The sequence below is a fragment of the Desulfurobacterium pacificum genome (assembly GCF_900182835.1).
Lineage (GTDB): Bacteria > Aquificota > Aquificia > Desulfurobacteriales > Desulfurobacteriaceae > Desulfurobacterium_B > Desulfurobacterium_B pacificum.
Genome location: NZ_FXUB01000004.1, coordinates 17379 through 32449, shown reverse-complemented (window position 1 = coordinate 32449; position 15071 = coordinate 17379). Strand labels below are relative to the sequence as shown.

Here is a 15071-nt window from a genome sequence, read left to right as displayed (position 1 = left end):
GGAGGAAGATAATGAAACTTAAAGAAATAGTTGCATTCCTTGAATCTTTGGTTCCACCGGAAGCTCAGGATAGCTGGGATAACTCAAAGCTTCAGATAGGTGACCCTGAAAAGGAGATAAAAAAGGTAGGTTTTGCCCTTTCTGTGAGTCTTGACGTTGTAGAGCAGGCAGAGAGAGAAAGTGTGGATTTAATCGTAGCTCACCATCCAGTTACGATAAGCGGTATAAAGTCTATAACTCCTTCGTTTTATCCTGAAAAGTTGTTCTTTCAGTTACTTAAAAAGGATATTGCCGTTTATTCTATGCACACCAACCTTGACGTTTCACCTTTGGGTCCAACGGCTATAATAGCTGAAAAGCTGGGAATAGAAAGTTATTCTCCGATAGTTGAAAATCCCCCCTACGGCGCCGTCGCCCCTCTACCAGAGCCTGTTACTCAAAAAGAGCTTTTTGAAAAGCTTTCCTCTTTACTGCCAGAAGACGTTTTCAGAGTTATCAACTACTCTGCCGATTCTTTAGTTGAGAGAATAGCCATCTGTTCTGGCAGCGGAGCGTCGCTGATGGACGCAGTTATCGGCAAGGTTGACGTTTACGTAACGGGGGACGTAAAGTATCACGACGCCTTAAAAGCCGTTGACTGCGGGCTTACCGTTTTTGACATGGGACACTTCGGCACCGAAAGACTTTTCTACGAAAAACTCAATCCACTTCTTGCTAAAAACTTTCCTGACGTTATCTTTATATTGCTTCACGAAAAATCTCCCTTTGAGGTAATCAACCGATGTTGAGAGAAGAGCTGTTAGACCTGCAGAAGAAGGAAGTTGAGCTTTTAAGGTTGAACACCAAGATAAAAGAGCTTGAAGAGAAGAAGAAAAAGTTGATGGAAAAGCTTAATTCCATAGAAAACAAGATTCTTTCAGCTAAAAAGAAATTGGAAGAGAAAGAGAATAAACTCAGAGAGCTTGAGAGCTTTATAGAGTATAAGAAAGAGAGGATAGAAGAGTTAAAAAAGCAGAAAGAAAGCGTTAGAAGCAGGGATGAGTTCAAGAAAATCCTCCGCCTCATCGCCAAGAATGAAGACGAAATAATCAAGACGAAGCAACAGATTACAGGTGTGGAAACGGAAGTTGAAGCTTTAAAAGACGCTTACGAAAAGGTGAAAACTCAATTTTCTACTGAAAGAGAAAGATTAATAGAAGAGATAGAGGATATTGAAAAAGAGATAGAGGCGGTTAACAAGAAGAGAGAGAGGGTTCTTTCTGAGATAGAAGAGATAAAGAGTCAAGTACCTGAGGAGGAACTGAGAAAGTTTGAAGAGTATAAGAACAAGTTTAACGGGCTTGTTTTTGCCGATATCTCTTCCGGTTCTTGCGAAGGTTGCGGAATGACCTACTCAAGCGTTGAGTACAGAGAACTTTTAAAGAACATAAAACCTGGGAAAACGAGATGTCCCTATTGTGGGAGATTTATATACGCTAAAAAGTCTATTGTTAAATGTTAGTTAAACCCTCCCGAAAGGGAGGGAGAATTTACAGGCTACATCCAGAACAGCCGGAACACTGATGCCCGTGCGGTTTAGGTCCTTCAATAGCTTCCTGAAGGAGAGAGTTAACCGTTTGAATCATATGAGCAAACTTTTCGTTTGCTTCTAAGTAAGCTTTTGCCACTTCGTTTTCGGAGAACTTTTTAAAAGCTTCCTCTAACTCTTTTAAAGCTTCTGGCGTTCCAGACATCTGCGCCATCTGCTGGAGTCTTTGAACTTCATTTAAAAGCTTCATAGCTTCAGGGTCTTTTTGGAGTTTAGCCTCTGCTTCTCTTAAGGCTTTTAGCTCTTCCGACTGAGCTATAGCCTGCGCTAATTCTGATGCTTTTTTAATTACTTCTGCTGACATAACTACCTCCGAAAAAATTTAACCCCTCCACTTCCCGCCGAAGGTTTAGAAAGTGGTTGGGGGAAGGGAGGGGATTTTTTGCTGCATTACTCTGCAGAAATTGCATCTGTTGGGCAAACCTCTACGCAGGCACCGCAGTCAATACATTCTTCTGCAACGATTTCATACTTTCCGTCGTCAGTTGGGTGGATGCAGTTTGTTGGGCATACGGAAGCGCAAGCGCCGCATCCAATACAAAGTTCAGCGTCAATTTTGTGTGCCATTTTTCACCTCCTTAGATAGTGAGAATTTCCTCCTCTTTCTTTGAGAGGAGGTCATCTACAGCTTTTACGTATTTATCTGTAACCTTTTGGAGTTCATCTTTAGCTCTTTTAATGTCGTCTTCAGAAAATCCCCCCTCTTTCTTCAACTTATCAAGCTCCTTCATAATTTCGTGTCTGATGTTTCTTATCGCTATTCTTGCCTGCTCTGCCAATTTTCCTGCTTTCTTAACTAATTCCTTTCTTCTCTCTTCTGTAAGTGGAGGGAGGATTACCCTTATAATGTTTCCATCTCTCTGCGGTTGAACGCCAAGGTCTGATTCCCTTATGGCTTTTTCAATGTTGGGAATAACGGAAACGTCCCAGGGCTGAATTACTATCTGATTTGACTCGGGAACTGAAAGCTGTGCAACCTGTTTAATTGTCATCATAGAGCCGTAATAATCTACTTTGATGTCTTCTACTAAAACCGTTGAAGCTCTACCTGTTCTTAAACCTGCAAATTCACCTTTCAAAACGTCAACAGCTTTCTTCATTCTCTTTTCAGCGTCTTTGAGCAGTTCCTCTATCATAGCGTCTCCCCTTCTACAAGTGATCCAACCATTTCTCCTTTAACCACTTTTGCCAGATTACCTTCTTTTCTAACGTCAAAAACAACTATTGGAATTCTATTTTCCATGCAAAGACTAACAGCAGCTGAGTCCATAACTTTTATACCATTTGTAATTACTTCTTTATAAGATACTTTGTCAAGCTTTTTAGCGTTTTTATCTTTTACAGGGTCGGCTGTGTATATGCCGTCAACCTTTGTAGCTTTTAATAAAACGTCTGCGTTTATCTCTGCAGCTCTTAAAGCAGCGGCAGTGTCAGTTGTGAAGAACGGATTCCCCGTTCCAGCTCCGAAGATAACAACACGCCCCTTTTCTAAGTGTCTGATAGCTCTCCTTCTAATGTAAGGCTCAGCTATCTCTTTCATTTCTATTGCTGTCAAAACTCTTGTGTGTAAGCCTTCCTTTTCAAGAGCGTCCTGAAGAGCAAGAGCGTTTATCACAGTTGCTAACATTCCCATGTAATCCGCCGTTGCTCTATCCATTCCCTGAGTTGCCCCGGAGACTCCCCTGAAGATGTTTCCTCCACCTATAACAATTGCGACCTGGGCACCTAAGTTAACTACCTCTTTTATCTCCTGAGCGAGCCTTCGGAGAAACTCAGGGTCTATTCCGTAGTTTTTGTTTCCTTGAAGAGCTTCACCGCTGAGTTTGAGGAGAATTCTTTTATACTTTAGCCCCATTTCCACCTTCACCTGAAAAATTCAAAAAGAATTATAAACAAAAAAGCCCCGCTTGAAGCGGGGCTTTAGGGATTTACTTTCCGACTTCAAACCTGCAAAATCTCTTGACTTTGATGTTCTCACCTAACTTGGTGATGTATTCTCTAACAAGGTCAGCAATTGTCTTGCTGTCATCTTTAATCCAAGGTTGTTCAAGCAAACACTTTTCAGAGTAGAACTTATTCAGTCTTCCTTCTACGATTTTCTCAACTATGTGTTCAGGCTTTCCTTCTGCAAGTGCCTGCTCTTTGAGAATTTCTTTTTCCTTTTCAATAACTTCAGCAGGAACGTCTTCTTTGCTCACATACTCTGGAGACATAGCAGCAATCTGCATAGCTATTTCGTGTCCGAGAGTTTTAAAGTCTTCTGTTCTTGCAACGAAGTCCGTTTCGCAGTTAAGCTCTAAAAGAACTCCAACTTTACCGCCTGCGTGAATGTATGAAACAACCAAACCTTCAGCCGTTGCCCTGTCGGCTTTCTTAGCAGCTTTTGCAGCACCTTTCTTTCTTAGGATTTCAACGGCTTTTTCCATATCGCCGTTTGCTTCCTGAAGCGCCTTCTTGCAGTCAACAATTCCTGCACCTGTTTTTTCTCTTAACTCTTTTATCATTTGAGCTGTTATTTCAGCCATTTTTCTCCTCCATTACTCTTCTTCAGGAATGAAATCTACTTCTTCAACTTCTTCGCCTTCAGCTAATTTGATGGCATCTCTTCTCATCTTTCCTTCTAAAACCGCATCAGCAATTCTTGAGGTTAAGAGTTTGATTGCTCTTATAGCGTCATCGTTTGCGGGGATTGGAATATCAACAAGGTCAGGGTCTGCGTTGGTGTCAACCAATGCAACTATTGGAACGCCCGCTCTTCTTGCTTCTCTTACAGCGTTTTCTTCTCTTACTATGTCAACTATGAAGAGAGCATCCGGGATTCTGTTCATATTTTCTATTCCGCCGATGTACTTTTCAAGCTTTTCCTTCTTTCTGCGGAGCTTCATTGCTTCTTTTTTAGGAAGCCTTTCAAAAATTCCTTCCTCTTCCATCTTCTTGAGCATCTTTAACTTGAAGATGGACTTTCTGATTGTCTGGAAGTTCGTGAGCGTTCCACCGAGCCAGCGCTTGTTAACGTAGAACATTCCGCAGCGCTTGGCTTCTTCCTCTACGATATCCTGTCCCTGCTTCTTTGTGCAGACAAAAAGAACTGTTCCGCCGTTTGCAACTAAGTCTGCGATGTAGTCGTAAGCTTGTTCAAAATACTTGAGCGTTTGCTGAAGGTCAATGATGTGAATGCCGTTACGCTCTGTGAAGATAAATCTTTTCATTTTGGGGTTCCAGCGTTCCTTCTGATGACCGAAGTGAACCCCTGCTTCTAACAGTTCTTTCATCGTTACTCTTTGACCTGGAGGTCTTGGCTTGAACGTTTCCTGTTCAGCTACTTCTTGAGTTTCTTTAGCTTCTTCCTTCACCTCTTCCTGAGGTTGTTGCGTTTCTTTGATTTCTTCAGACATCTTCTCCTCCTATTTGGGTTTAGCCTCCCGGGTTATCGTCCTTCGGAAGAACTTCCCTGCGGGAAGCACCCCTCCCGAAGTCAAACCCGGTGAGTTTTCAGGTGGAAATATAGTAAAACCTATTCGTAAATGGAAGGGGGATTTTTACGTTCTGAACTTATCTAACTGCTCCTCAAGTTCTTTGATTTTATCTGAAATTCTCTTTATGTTTTCAGCAACGTCCTTCAGCTCTTCAATATTTTTCACTGCAACTTCGGCAACTTCTTTGACTATGTTTTCAACTTCTTTAACAGATTCCGATTCTTCCATTGCCTTTGAAGATACCTTTATGACTATCTCTTCTAATTTCTTCATTGATGTTTCAATGTTCTGGAACGTACCGGAAACGTTCTCCATAATCTTTTCTTTAACGTCGGAGTTGATGTTTTCTATAGTTTCTTTTATCTGGTCGGTTGCAGAAACTACCTTCTGTGCCAACTTTCTTACTTCATCTGCGACGACGGCGAAACCTCTACCTGCTTCACCTGCCCTTGCAGCTTCAATGGCAGCGTTGAGGGCTAAAAGGTTTGTCTGTTCTGCGATTTGAAGGATTAAATCTATTATGGAGTAGAGTTCCTTCATTCTCTTGTTTAAAGTCTTTTTAATCTGTTCAAGGGATTCGGTGGATTCTGTTATCACTTCAAGGTTTTTTTCAGATAGGTTGGAGAGTTCTTTTATCTCCTCTGCAAGAGAGGTTATCCCTTCTGCAACTTTTTCTACCGATTGTGAAGCAACTTCCGTTTTCTCCGTTTGAGAGGAAATACTTTCCATAACTTCATATAGGCTGTTTACTTTTTCTTCCAAGAGTTTTACTGCCTGTTTGAGCGTTTCTACCGATTCTCCTATGGATTGTCTTAAAGCGTTTATACCGCAGTTAAACGATGTGGCAATCTCTTTAAGTTCTCCTTCAAACGCATCTTCTGGCAGTCTAACCGTTAAGTCTCCTTTTGCCAGTCTCTTTATGGCAGCTAAGATGCTGTTTTTGAATGAAGCGAACGTGTTTCTTATGCTTCTCAGGGCTTCTTTGAGCGCTGATAAGGCTTCTGGAAACTTACTTTCATCAACGTCAACGTGGAAGTTTCCTTTGTTTAGGTTTTCTACAAATCTATCAATTTCATTTATAACGTTGCGTATGGAAAGGGTAAATTCGTTTGCAGCTTCCGCAATTCTCTTTAGCTCTCCAGAAAGTCCGGTTGTATCTATCGTTTCGTTTATGTTTCCTTCTTGGAGAATCTTTATCAGAGAATCAATTGCCGTTTTGGTTTTTATTGAAGCCTGATTGATGTTTATTATTATGTTCTGTAATTTGCCTGGTAGTAGGCTTTCGTCGTATACTTTAAATTCGCCGTTTGAAAGGTCTTCGGCGATTTTTTCCATTATTTCTGCAAGGTTTTTGAAGTTGTTGACGATGTCTATAAGTTTTTCGTTGATTTCTTTAAATTCTCCTTTGAATTCTTTGTGGTCTTTTATTTCTATATCTACGTTACCGTTTGCTAATTGAGTGGCAACGGTGTTGAGTTCTTCCACGAAGTCTTTTAAGGTGTTGATGATTTGAGATAGGTGCTTCTCAAGTTTTTCAAAGTCTCCAACGAAGATTTCTTTGTTGATTTCTATGTTCCTGAAGTTTCCGTTGGATATGTTGCCGGTTATGTGGATGATTTCTTCTACTATCTTTTTGAACGTGCTGATTATTTCATTTATGCCTCTCTTTATTTCTGCAAATTCATCGCTGCCTTTTGTGTCTATTTTGACGTTGAGGTTTCCTTTCTCTAATTCTGTGATTGTTTGGTGAATGGATTTAAGCGAAGAGGTAAGTTTCCTTCTTAGAATTATTAGAAATGCGGAAGCAACGATGAGACCGATTAGTATTAGTGAAAGTAAAATCATTTCCCATTTTGCGTCTTGATAGATTTTAAGCTCTTTTGCGGTTAAGTCGTTTACGAACTTATCCTGAAATCTCTTTAGCTTTCCTAAAAAGTCTGTGTATATCTGAAATACCTGGAGGGGCTTATATTTTTCGGCAAAAGATTTAAAGTTGTTGGAGAAGATGAGGTTTTCTATGTTTTCTATCTGGGCGTAACTTCCATCTTCTCTTAGTTTTTCAAAGTTTCTGAGTTCCTCTTCCCAAAGAGTTAGTTTAAGAGTGCGTAGCATAGAGTTTTCTTCACCTTTTATCTTTGATAGCCAGTTGAGGAGTTGAAGGGGGGGATTTTCACCTTTTTGTGCGTAAGCGTTGATACTTGATGCCAAAGCTCTTTCTATTCCCATTCTGTCTTTGTATATCAAGAATGAAACGATGGCTGTTATAGGTTCTTTAAAGATTGTTCCTGAAAGGTTTGTGTAAGCAGGTTTTTCTACGTAGTTAGATATTATGTAATCAATTAGTTTTGTGTAGTTCTTTAAAACGGCTATGGGAGTGAGGTTTGGGTCTTCATCAACGGAGTTTCTCAATGATGAGAGGAGGTTTTTTATCTGATAATCTTGAGAAAAAGGGGGGAACGAGCTTATGTCTCTGTTGACTTTTTCTCTTTGTTTGAGAAGTTTTTCATATACCTTGCTGTGTTTGTCTTTTCCTTTTGCTGTGAATACTGAAGATAGTCCTCTTTCAACGGCGAGGTCGTGAACTAAAGAAGAAACGTGTTCTATTACGGGGATTTGTTTAATCATTGTTTCGGCGGGGAGGTAGGTGGTGTGGTGGATTTTTCTAACTTCTTGTGCCATGTTGAAAATGCAGAAGATTAAGGGAAGCAGAATAAGGAATACTATCTGGTTGGAAATTTTTTCCATTTTTAGAAATTTCATTAAGCTCATACACCCTTCCCCCTGAAGAAATTTTGAATTTTGATTATAGTAAATAAAATTTTGATTAGTCTACCTTAATTAAGTTTAAATCTGTTTATCTATGAAATCAAAATTCTTATAGCTATTACCAGTAGTAATAGGGCAAACCATCTTTTTAAATTTTTCCCTTCTACACGATATAAGACGTTTAGACCTATCTTACTTCCGACTAAAGCTCCCAGTGAAACAAAGATGGCTGCAGGTACGTATACGTAACCTATCTGGTAAGGAATTTGAGTTTCCGGTTTTACTAATAGATAACCAATGGAACCAAATAGGGCGTTTAAAAATGAAACAGTAGAAGAAAGAGCGACGATTTTTGTTACATCTCTGTTTGTAAAAGAGAAGAGAGAGGAGTTTACTATTACTCCCCCTCCAATACCTAAGAGAGCGCTAAGTAAGGCGGAGGAAAATACGGTTAGAGGAAGGATTAAGTTTTCATTTAATAAGTTTTTCTTTTTTGTAAGTTCGTTCTTTTTAAAGTGTTTTATGGAGGTAATAATTAAAAGTAAAGCGAAAAATTTTTTCAAAAGTTTCCCTGGCAAAACGTGGGATAGATATATACCTATGCCAACTCCTCCTAATATCCATATGAGTAACCAACCTATTTCTTTAAGGTTTAAATTGCCTTTTAAGAGGTGGGTACCGGAAGTAAACAGCGTAATTATTGTGATTATTGCTAAGCTTGTTCCTATTGAAAGTTTTATAGCTTCGCTTTCTGGAATTCCTAAATGAGAGAATATTATCCAAAATGCAGGTACTAATATAACTCCACCGCCAATACCAAAAAGCCCTGCTAAGAATCCAGATATTAAACCTGTGGTTATGAAGATAGGAATATTCCAGATTCCCAAGTTTGCCTCCAAATGGAAAAAATTGTATACAATATATACTTGATTAAACTACTTGAGGAGGGTAGGAGGAAAAGTATGGAGACAAATCTCATCAAAGAAATTAAAGAACTTCTTGGACTGGTAGAGTCTTTCAAACAAGAGCTTTCTAAAATTCCTGCAAAAGAAGGATTTAAAGCAGTTAATCAGCATATAGATACTGCTATATCGGAGAGCGAAGAAGCAGCTAAGAAGATAATAGACCTTATAGGTAACTCTTTGGACTCTGTTCAGGAAGTTATTTCAGAGGTAGAAAAACTTAATGGCATTGAAAAGGAGAAGGTCTTAAAGGCGTTAAATAACATTCTTAATAATCTTACTATGGCTTTAACGCTTCTTGAGTTTCAGGATATTCTTGCTCAGCGTTTACTTAAAGTAAAGCAGTTTCTGTCCGATATTGAAAAAAGTATAGTAAAAATTGCTCTTTTAGCTGGAATAGAAGAAACCGCTCAAGAGTCTGAAAAGCAGGAGTTAAAGAAGAAACTTGAAGAGTTGGAGTGGAAAAAAGAAGTTTCCCAAGATGAAGTTGATGAAATCATGAAGCAATTTGGGATGTAGGGGAAGTCATGAAAGTGAATATTCCTGAAGAACTAAAAGAGATTCTTGAAGAGTTTTTGGTTGAAGCAGAGGAGATTTTAGAGAACTTAGACCAAGATTTGGTAGATTTAGAGAATAATCCTGACGATAAGGAACTCTTAAATAAAATATTTAGAGGGATGCATACCCTTAAAGGGGGAGCGGGCTTCTTAAATCTTACTCCTATTGTTGAGATAGCTCATAGAATAGAAGACATTTTCAATAAGCTCCGTAACGATGAGATGTCCCTAACTCCTGAAATAATGGATGTTATTTTAGAGGGTATAGACCACTTAAAGAACGCACTTCAGATGCTTAAGGAAAGTGAAGAACTACCGGATATGGATGAAATTGCGGAAATTCTTCAAAAGTTAGACGTTATTCTTAAGGGAGAATCGGTAAAAGAATCTTCTGAGAAAGAGAGAAAAGAAGAAGGGAATGGAAAAGAAGAGGCAAAGGGTGAGGAGATAGAGTTTGTTGAAGGTATCTCGGATAAACTAAAAGAGTTGATACTCAAATATCCAGATAAAGACCTTGCCGGTATTCTTGAAGAAATAATTCTTATGCCTCCAGATGAAAGACCTATGGAGGTTATTCCGGAGATAGAAAAACTTATTGAAGAAGGTAAAGATGTAAAAGATTTAATTAAGAAGAAATCATCCACGAAAGAGGAACAGAAGTCTGAACCTGTGAAAGAGGAGAAAGCTACATCGGTTAGTCCTTCTCCTAAACAGAAAGATAAGTCTACTCAGAAGAAACAGGAGAAGAAAACCTCAGAAACTATCAGAGTTGATGTTGAAAGAGTTGAAAATCTGATGAACTTAGTTGGAGAGATAGTTCTTGATAGAAATAGAATTCTAAGAGTTACTTCAGATGTTGAAAAGGAGTGTAGAACAGAAGCTGTTGAAAAGCTGATAGAAGCTGTTACGAGCCTTGATAGAACGGTTAGTGACCTTCAAGTTGCTGTTATGAAACTAAGGATGCAACCGATTAAAAAGATATTTAGTAAGTTCCCGCGACTTGTTAGAGACTTAGCAAGGAAATTAAACAAGAAAGTTCAGCTAATTATAGAAGGTGAAGACACAGAGCTTGATAGGTCTATCCTTGATAAACTTGAAGACCCTCTTATTCACCTTGTCAGGAATGCCCTTGACCACGGTATAGAGCCACCTGAAGAAAGAGTAATGATGGGTAAACCGGAAGTAGGTACAGTTCGTCTTTTTGCTTATCACGAAGGAGACCATATAGTTGTTGGTATTCAGGATGATGGTAGAGGTATAGACCCAGAAAAAGTCAAAAAGAAGGCTCTTGAAAAGGGATTAATAACTCCCGAGCAGGCTGCTCAAATGTCAGATAAAGAAGCTTATGAGCTTATTTTCCTTCCTGGATTTTCCACTGCTGATAAGGTCAGTGATGTTTCAGGTCGTGGTGTTGGAATGGACGTTGTTGCAAGCACGATTCATGCTCTTAGAGGTTCTATAGAAATAGATAGTGAGTTGGGTAAGGGAACAACTATACTTCTCAAGCTACCGCTTACTGTTGCCATAATTAGAACTTTAATGATAGGCGTTAATGGACAGGTATTTGCTGTTCCTCTACATTCTGTTGTAGAGGTTGTAAGATACGATGATTCTTTAGTTAAAGAAGTTGGTAGTTTTAAAAGCTTTATGTTGAGAGACGATGTGCTTCCTCTCTTTTCTCTCAACGAGCTGTTAGAACTTTCAGATGAGGATGAAAAACATTTTGTTGTTATTGTAAAAGTCGGAGAGCGTCTTATTGCTGTTTCTATAGAGAACCTGTTTGGAGAAGAAGAGATAGTTATTAAGTCTTTAGGAGAACTTCTTTCCGATATTCCTGGAATAGCAGGTGCTACGATAGCTGGTGATGGTAAGGTAGTTCTGATAATTGACCTTAACTCGTTGCTTTCCGATTATAAGACGAAATTGATAGGAACAGCTGGGGTGAAAAAATGAGCAATGACCAGAAAGAGATGAATATTTTGGGAGTTGAAGAATTAATAGGAGAAGTACACGAAAAGGAGATACAGGTTATTGCTTTTAAATTAGGGGAAGAGCTAATTAGTGTTCCCATAGAAAAGGTTGTTGAAATAACAAATGATAGAGATATTACGCCTGTTCCCAAAGCTCCCAGTTTCGTTATTGGTGTGATGAATTTGAGAGGAAAAATTGTTCCAGTTATAAATCTTAAAGAGCATTTAGGTATTCCTGGAGTGATTCCTGAGGATATATATACGAATAACCGTATAGTTATACTTGATACGCCGAAAGGGGAGGTAGGGGTTATAGTTGATGAAATAGTTGGTTCCATTAAGTTCCTTGAAGGGGATATTCTACCTGAACCTATAGGAACAATCGGTATAGATGTTAAGTTTATCTCAGGTGTTGTTCAGTTGGAGAAAGATTTATTAATAATTCTTAACATAGAATCTATCTTTAATCAGGAGGAACAGTGATGTTTTGTTCACAGGAGAGGGAGGAGATTAAGAAATTAAAGAAGGAAATAGAGTTACTGAGGTCTGAAAATTCAAAGTTAAAGGAGAAGTGTGAAGCTCTTGAAGAGGAGAGAAACTCTTTGAAGGAAGAGCTTACCCGTTTTTCTAAGAGAACTACTGAGTTGCAAAAAGAAATTGAATTGATGAAAAAGGAAGTTGAGGAAAAGGACAACGACGTTTACATGTATCAACAAATATTGGATTCTCTAATGGAAGAAGCTATTTTCATAGCGACTCCTGACTTTAAGCCCGGAAGAGCGGGGAATGAAATTATATACGCTAACAGGAAAGCTTTAGAGATTGCAAATAAATGGAGAGACGTCTTTATTTCAGAGTTTGGTATAGACCCGGATAAACTTATTGGAACGAGTATTCACCTTTTCCATAAAGACCCCGAAAGGGTGAAACAGCTTCTCAAAGAGACTAAACCCGGAGAACATAAGAAAAATGCCGATATTCCAGTAGGTCCTTATATAATGGCATCCTATAGGCATGCGATAGCTAATAAAGATGGTTCTGTACGTTATTACATGGCTACCTGGAAGGATGCAACTGCTGAAAGAGAAATTGAGAAGCAGCTTGAAAATGCTCAAAAGATGTTCTTACAGAACTTAAGAGCTACGAAGCAATCTCTTGTTAACAACTTGGCTACTATAGTGGCTGTTTCTATTGCCATAAAAGAGTTGCAGGAAACTTTGAAGCTTTCTGAGAAGCAAATAGAGGCTACTGATGAAATAGAGAAAACGGTTAAAAAGCTTGTGGAAGTTTCGGATAGGCTTTTAGAAAACTATCGCTTTGTTCTAAAAGAACTTGAAACAGCAGAGAAGAAAACGGTTGAGTCTATTGACCAGATGCAGTACATAAGAGAGATTACAAGAGAAATGGAAGAAGTTGTTAAATCTCTCCAAGTTCAAACAGAACAAATTGATAGAGTAGTAGAGGTTATTACCTCTATTACGGAACAGACAAACCTACTTGCGCTCAACGCTGCCATTGAGGCTGCAAGAGCAGGTGAAGCAGGTAGAGGATTTGCCGTCGTTGCAGATGAAGTAAGAAAGCTGGCGGAGAGGACGAACAAGTCAGCTATTGAGATTAGAGAAGTGGTGAAGAACATGAGAGAACAGATGAGCAGGACTGCAGAAATTACAGATAGAAGCGTTAAGGCTGTAGAGGAAGGTATGAACATATTTAAGGAAAATCAATCCACTTACGCTTCCCTGAAGAATTCCTCCAAAGAAGTCCTCTCTGTTATAAATAATCTCTCTGAAGTTGTGACTGTTCAGAAGAACACCATAAGTGATATTGTTAGCAACATACATCAGTCAAATAAGCTAATTAACTCTGTTAGGGAACAAGCTAATAAGATAATTAAGATTGCAGAAAGAACGGATGCGAGCCTCCATAAGATATGGGAGACGTTCTACCTTGTTGATATAGGCGATGCTGCTGTGATTCTTGATAGACTTGCTAAGTTGGGTGAGTTTACGAACAAAGTTAACGACGTTATTAAAGGTAAGTTCATAGATGGATTCAATCCTGATATTTCTCTGATTGCTGATGTTGAGACTTTAACCAGAATTATGAGTCCACAGGATAAGGAAATAGCTGCTTTGATTCAGAAATATCCAGAAATTGAGAAGTACTTCTCTACTCTTGAAGATATGTTCTTTGATGTTAAGCTACTTCTGAAAGAGCTGTTCCTTGCCATTAATAATGAAGATATAGAAGAAATTAAGAATAAGGAAAGAGAGATAACAGAGATTACTAACAAGATAGCCGAAAACTTGATAGAAGCTATTGCTTTTGTTCTGTCTCACTCTGAGAAAACGAGAGAAAGGAAGCAGTAATGGCGAGAAAAAAAGAGCTATTACCTAAAATACTTGAAACAGGTGCCAACGAATTAGAGATAATAGATTTCCGTATGTTTGAAGTCCAGGATGACGGTAGCTTGTATGAATGGATACTCGGTGTTAACGTTGCGAAGGTAAAAGAGGTAATATTCCGACCAAAAGATATTATTAAGGCACCTGGATTACCGCCGGAGGCGGAGGGACTTGCGAAAATAAGGGGACAGATGGTCCCGATAATCAATCTTGCCAGATGGATGAAGATAAAAGAGCCGCCTAATGCGGGTAAGTACGTTATTGTTATGGAATTTTTAAGGGAGATTGTTGGTGTTATAGTTCACGAGGCTAAAAGGATAAGAAGGATAAGGTGGGCTGATATTAAAAGACCGCCTAAGAGTATTGATGAAAAGTTAGGTGGTAAAGTTATTGGAGTTGTTGAAATAGAAGACAATAAACTTCTTTTACTTCTTGACTTTGAAGGTATCTTAGATGAGTTGGGAATGATAAAAATATTTGGTGTAGAAGAAGTTAAGAAGATAGAAGGTATAGAGAAAAGAGGACACTTTAGAATTCTTATATTAGATGATAGTCCAGTTGCCAGAAAGATTATTAGGAGAATATTAGAGGCTGACGGGCATACAGTATTTGAAGCCCAGAACGGTATAGAAGGATTGCAAATGCTTCATAAGTGGCTTGAAGAAGCGAAAGCTACGGGTAGAGATATTACAGATTACGTTCAGCTTATCATCTCTGATATTGAAATGCCGGGTATGGACGGTTTAACGTTTACGAGAAAGGTGAAGGAAGACCCCGAATTGTCCAAAATTCCTATTATTATTAATACATCTCTTAGTGATAGAGCAAACGTGGATAAGAGTAGGTTTGTAGGTGCCGATGCACATCTTGTAAAATTTGACGCTCCAGATTTAATTAAGCTTGTTCATCAGTACGCTGTTACAAAAAGTGGAGGTTAAACAAAATGGGAATGCCTGATACGAACATTAATATCTTGGTTGTTGACGATATGGCAGCTATGAGAAAGATACTTAAAACGTTGTTAGCACAGCTTGGTTATAAAAACGTGGATGAAGCCGAAGATGGTAAACAGGCTTTAGAGATTTTAAAGAAGAATCCCAATAAGTATGGCTTGGTTATCACCGACTGGAATATGCCGAATATGACGGGTATTGAGCTGGTTCAGGAAATAAGGAAAGACCCAGAATTAAAGCATTTGCCTATTCTTATGGTTACGGCAGAGGCTAAAAAGGAAAACGTTTTAATGGCTATAAAGGCAGGTGTAAATAACTATATTGTCAAACCTTTTACTGCTGAAACTTTGAAGGAAAAAATAGAGAAAATTTTCTCATCCCTGAAGAAGTAAGC

The 15071-nt window shown here is 38.8% G+C and carries 16 protein-coding genes; 8 read left to right on the top strand and 8 right to left on the bottom strand.

Annotated elements, in window-relative coordinates; all coding sequences use genetic code 11:
- The first annotated feature begins 11 nt into the window (after positions 1-11).
- On the top strand, positions 12-788 hold the full coding sequence (locus QOL23_RS06740; RefSeq protein ID WP_283400823.1) for a Nif3-like dinuclear metal center hexameric protein: 777 nt from the start codon (positions 12-14) through the stop codon (positions 786-788).
- The gene (locus QOL23_RS06735; protein WP_283400822.1) at positions 782-1501 is read left to right on the top strand and encodes a zinc ribbon domain-containing protein; all 720 of its coding nucleotides are present in this window, start codon (positions 782-784) and stop codon (positions 1499-1501) included. The genes QOL23_RS06740 and QOL23_RS06735 overlap by 7 nt, the downstream gene beginning before the upstream one ends.
- 28 nt (positions 1502-1529) lie before the next feature.
- Here the strand turns inward: QOL23_RS06735 and QOL23_RS06730 are convergent, their stop codons facing one another.
- The 8 genes from QOL23_RS06730 to QOL23_RS06695 form a co-directional block, all read right to left on the bottom strand.
- A complete protein-coding gene (locus QOL23_RS06730; protein WP_283400821.1) occupies positions 1530-1892 on the bottom strand; it encodes a YlbF/YmcA family competence regulator in 363 nt (120 codons plus the stop codon).
- Positions 1893-1978: 86 nt separating this feature from the next.
- Positions 1979-2155 carry a ferredoxin family protein gene (locus tag QOL23_RS06725; protein ID WP_283400820.1) on the bottom strand — a complete coding sequence of 59 codons (177 nt, stop codon included), beginning with the start codon at positions 2153-2155 and terminating at the stop codon, positions 1979-1981.
- 11 nt (positions 2156-2166) lie between these two features.
- The gene (frr, locus tag QOL23_RS06720; RefSeq protein WP_283400819.1) at positions 2167-2724 is read right to left on the bottom strand and encodes a ribosome recycling factor; all 558 of its coding nucleotides are present in this window, start codon (positions 2722-2724) and stop codon (positions 2167-2169) included.
- Positions 2721-3443, bottom strand: coding sequence for a UMP kinase (gene pyrH / locus QOL23_RS06715; RefSeq protein WP_283400818.1), 723 nt, complete (start codon positions 3441-3443; stop codon positions 2721-2723). Before pyrH ends, frr begins: the two co-directional genes overlap by 4 nt.
- A 73-nt stretch (positions 3444-3516) precedes the next feature.
- Entirely contained in the window at positions 3517-4113 is a 597-nt protein-coding gene (tsf, locus tag QOL23_RS06710) for a translation elongation factor Ts (protein ID WP_283400817.1), read from the bottom strand.
- A 12-nt stretch (positions 4114-4125) separates the two neighbouring features.
- The gene (rpsB, locus tag QOL23_RS06705; RefSeq protein ID WP_345782586.1) at positions 4126-4860 is read right to left on the bottom strand and encodes a 30S ribosomal protein S2; all 735 of its coding nucleotides are present in this window, start codon (positions 4858-4860) and stop codon (positions 4126-4128) included.
- 267 nt (positions 4861-5127) lie between these two features.
- The gene (locus QOL23_RS06700; RefSeq protein ID WP_283400815.1) at positions 5128-7833 is read right to left on the bottom strand and encodes a methyl-accepting chemotaxis protein; all 2706 of its coding nucleotides are present in this window, start codon (positions 7831-7833) and stop codon (positions 5128-5130) included.
- A gap of 89 nt (positions 7834-7922) precedes the next feature.
- Positions 7923-8717, bottom strand: a complete 795-nt coding sequence (locus tag QOL23_RS06695) for a sulfite exporter TauE/SafE family protein (protein WP_283400814.1) — start codon at positions 8715-8717, stop codon at positions 7923-7925.
- Between the two features lie 75 nt (positions 8718-8792).
- On the opposite strand from QOL23_RS06695, the gene QOL23_RS06690 reads away from it, so the two are divergent.
- Genes QOL23_RS06690 through QOL23_RS06665 form a run of 6 tightly spaced genes read left to right on the top strand, consistent with a single transcriptional unit; the run spans position 8793 to position 15069 of the window.
- Positions 8793-9311, top strand: coding sequence for a hypothetical protein (locus QOL23_RS06690; RefSeq protein WP_283400813.1), 519 nt, complete (start codon positions 8793-8795; stop codon positions 9309-9311).
- Between the two features lie 8 nt (positions 9312-9319).
- Complete coding sequence (locus tag QOL23_RS06685; RefSeq protein WP_283400812.1) at positions 9320-11302, top strand: chemotaxis protein CheA; 1983 nt, start codon at positions 9320-9322, stop codon at positions 11300-11302.
- Positions 11299-11802, top strand: a complete 504-nt coding sequence (locus QOL23_RS06680) for a chemotaxis protein CheW (RefSeq protein WP_283400811.1) — start codon at positions 11299-11301, stop codon at positions 11800-11802. The genes QOL23_RS06685 and QOL23_RS06680 overlap by 4 nt, the downstream gene beginning before the upstream one ends.
- Positions 11802-13688: a methyl-accepting chemotaxis protein gene (locus QOL23_RS06675; RefSeq protein ID WP_283400810.1), complete on the top strand. Its 1887-nt coding sequence runs from the start codon at positions 11802-11804 to the stop codon at positions 13686-13688. Before QOL23_RS06680 ends, QOL23_RS06675 begins: the two co-directional genes overlap by 1 nt.
- Complete coding sequence (locus QOL23_RS06670) at positions 13688-14662, top strand: chemotaxis protein (RefSeq protein WP_283400809.1); 975 nt, start codon at positions 13688-13690, stop codon at positions 14660-14662. Before QOL23_RS06675 ends, QOL23_RS06670 begins: the two co-directional genes overlap by 1 nt.
- 5 nt (positions 14663-14667) lie before the next feature.
- Positions 14668-15069 carry a chemotaxis response regulator CheY gene (locus QOL23_RS06665; RefSeq protein WP_283400808.1) on the top strand — a complete coding sequence of 134 codons (402 nt, stop codon included), beginning with the start codon at positions 14668-14670 and terminating at the stop codon, positions 15067-15069.
- Positions 15070-15071 lie beyond the last annotated feature (2 nt).

Bases quoted from the DNA above. Each gene is read 5' to 3' on its own strand.
- QOL23_RS06740 (WP_283400823.1), top strand. From the start codon at position 12: ATGAAACTTAAAGAAATAGTTGCATTCCTTGAATCTTTGGTTCCACCG.
- QOL23_RS06735 (WP_283400822.1), top strand. From the start codon at position 782: ATGTTGAGAGAAGAGCTGTTAGACCTGCAGAAGAAGGAAGTTGAGCTT.
- QOL23_RS06730 (WP_283400821.1), bottom strand. From the start codon at position 1,892: ATGTCAGCAGAAGTAATTAAAAAAGCATCAGAATTAGCGCAGGCTATA.
- QOL23_RS06725 (WP_283400820.1), bottom strand. From the start codon at position 2,155: ATGGCACACAAAATTGACGCTGAACTTTGTATTGGATGCGGCGCTTGC.
- frr (WP_283400819.1), bottom strand. From the start codon at position 2,724: ATGATAGAGGAACTGCTCAAAGACGCTGAAAAGAGAATGAAGAAAGCT.
- pyrH (WP_283400818.1), bottom strand. From the start codon at position 3,443: ATGGGGCTAAAGTATAAAAGAATTCTCCTCAAACTCAGCGGTGAAGCT.
- tsf (WP_283400817.1), bottom strand. From the start codon at position 4,113: ATGGCTGAAATAACAGCTCAAATGATAAAAGAGTTAAGAGAAAAAACA.
- rpsB (WP_345782586.1), bottom strand. From the start codon at position 4,860: ATGAAAGAACTGTTAGAAGCAGGGGTTCACTTCGGTCATCAGAAGGAA.
- QOL23_RS06700 (WP_283400815.1), bottom strand. From the start codon at position 7,833: ATGAGCTTAATGAAATTTCTAAAAATGGAAAAAATTTCCAACCAGATA.
- QOL23_RS06690 (WP_283400813.1), top strand. From the start codon at position 8,793: ATGGAGACAAATCTCATCAAAGAAATTAAAGAACTTCTTGGACTGGTA.
- QOL23_RS06685 (WP_283400812.1), top strand. From the start codon at position 9,320: ATGAAAGTGAATATTCCTGAAGAACTAAAAGAGATTCTTGAAGAGTTT.
- QOL23_RS06680 (WP_283400811.1), top strand. From the start codon at position 11,299: ATGAGCAATGACCAGAAAGAGATGAATATTTTGGGAGTTGAAGAATTA.
- QOL23_RS06675 (WP_283400810.1), top strand. From the start codon at position 11,802: ATGTTTTGTTCACAGGAGAGGGAGGAGATTAAGAAATTAAAGAAGGAA.
- QOL23_RS06670 (WP_283400809.1), top strand. From the start codon at position 13,688: ATGGCGAGAAAAAAAGAGCTATTACCTAAAATACTTGAAACAGGTGCC.
- QOL23_RS06665 (WP_283400808.1), top strand. From the start codon at position 14,668: ATGGGAATGCCTGATACGAACATTAATATCTTGGTTGTTGACGATATG.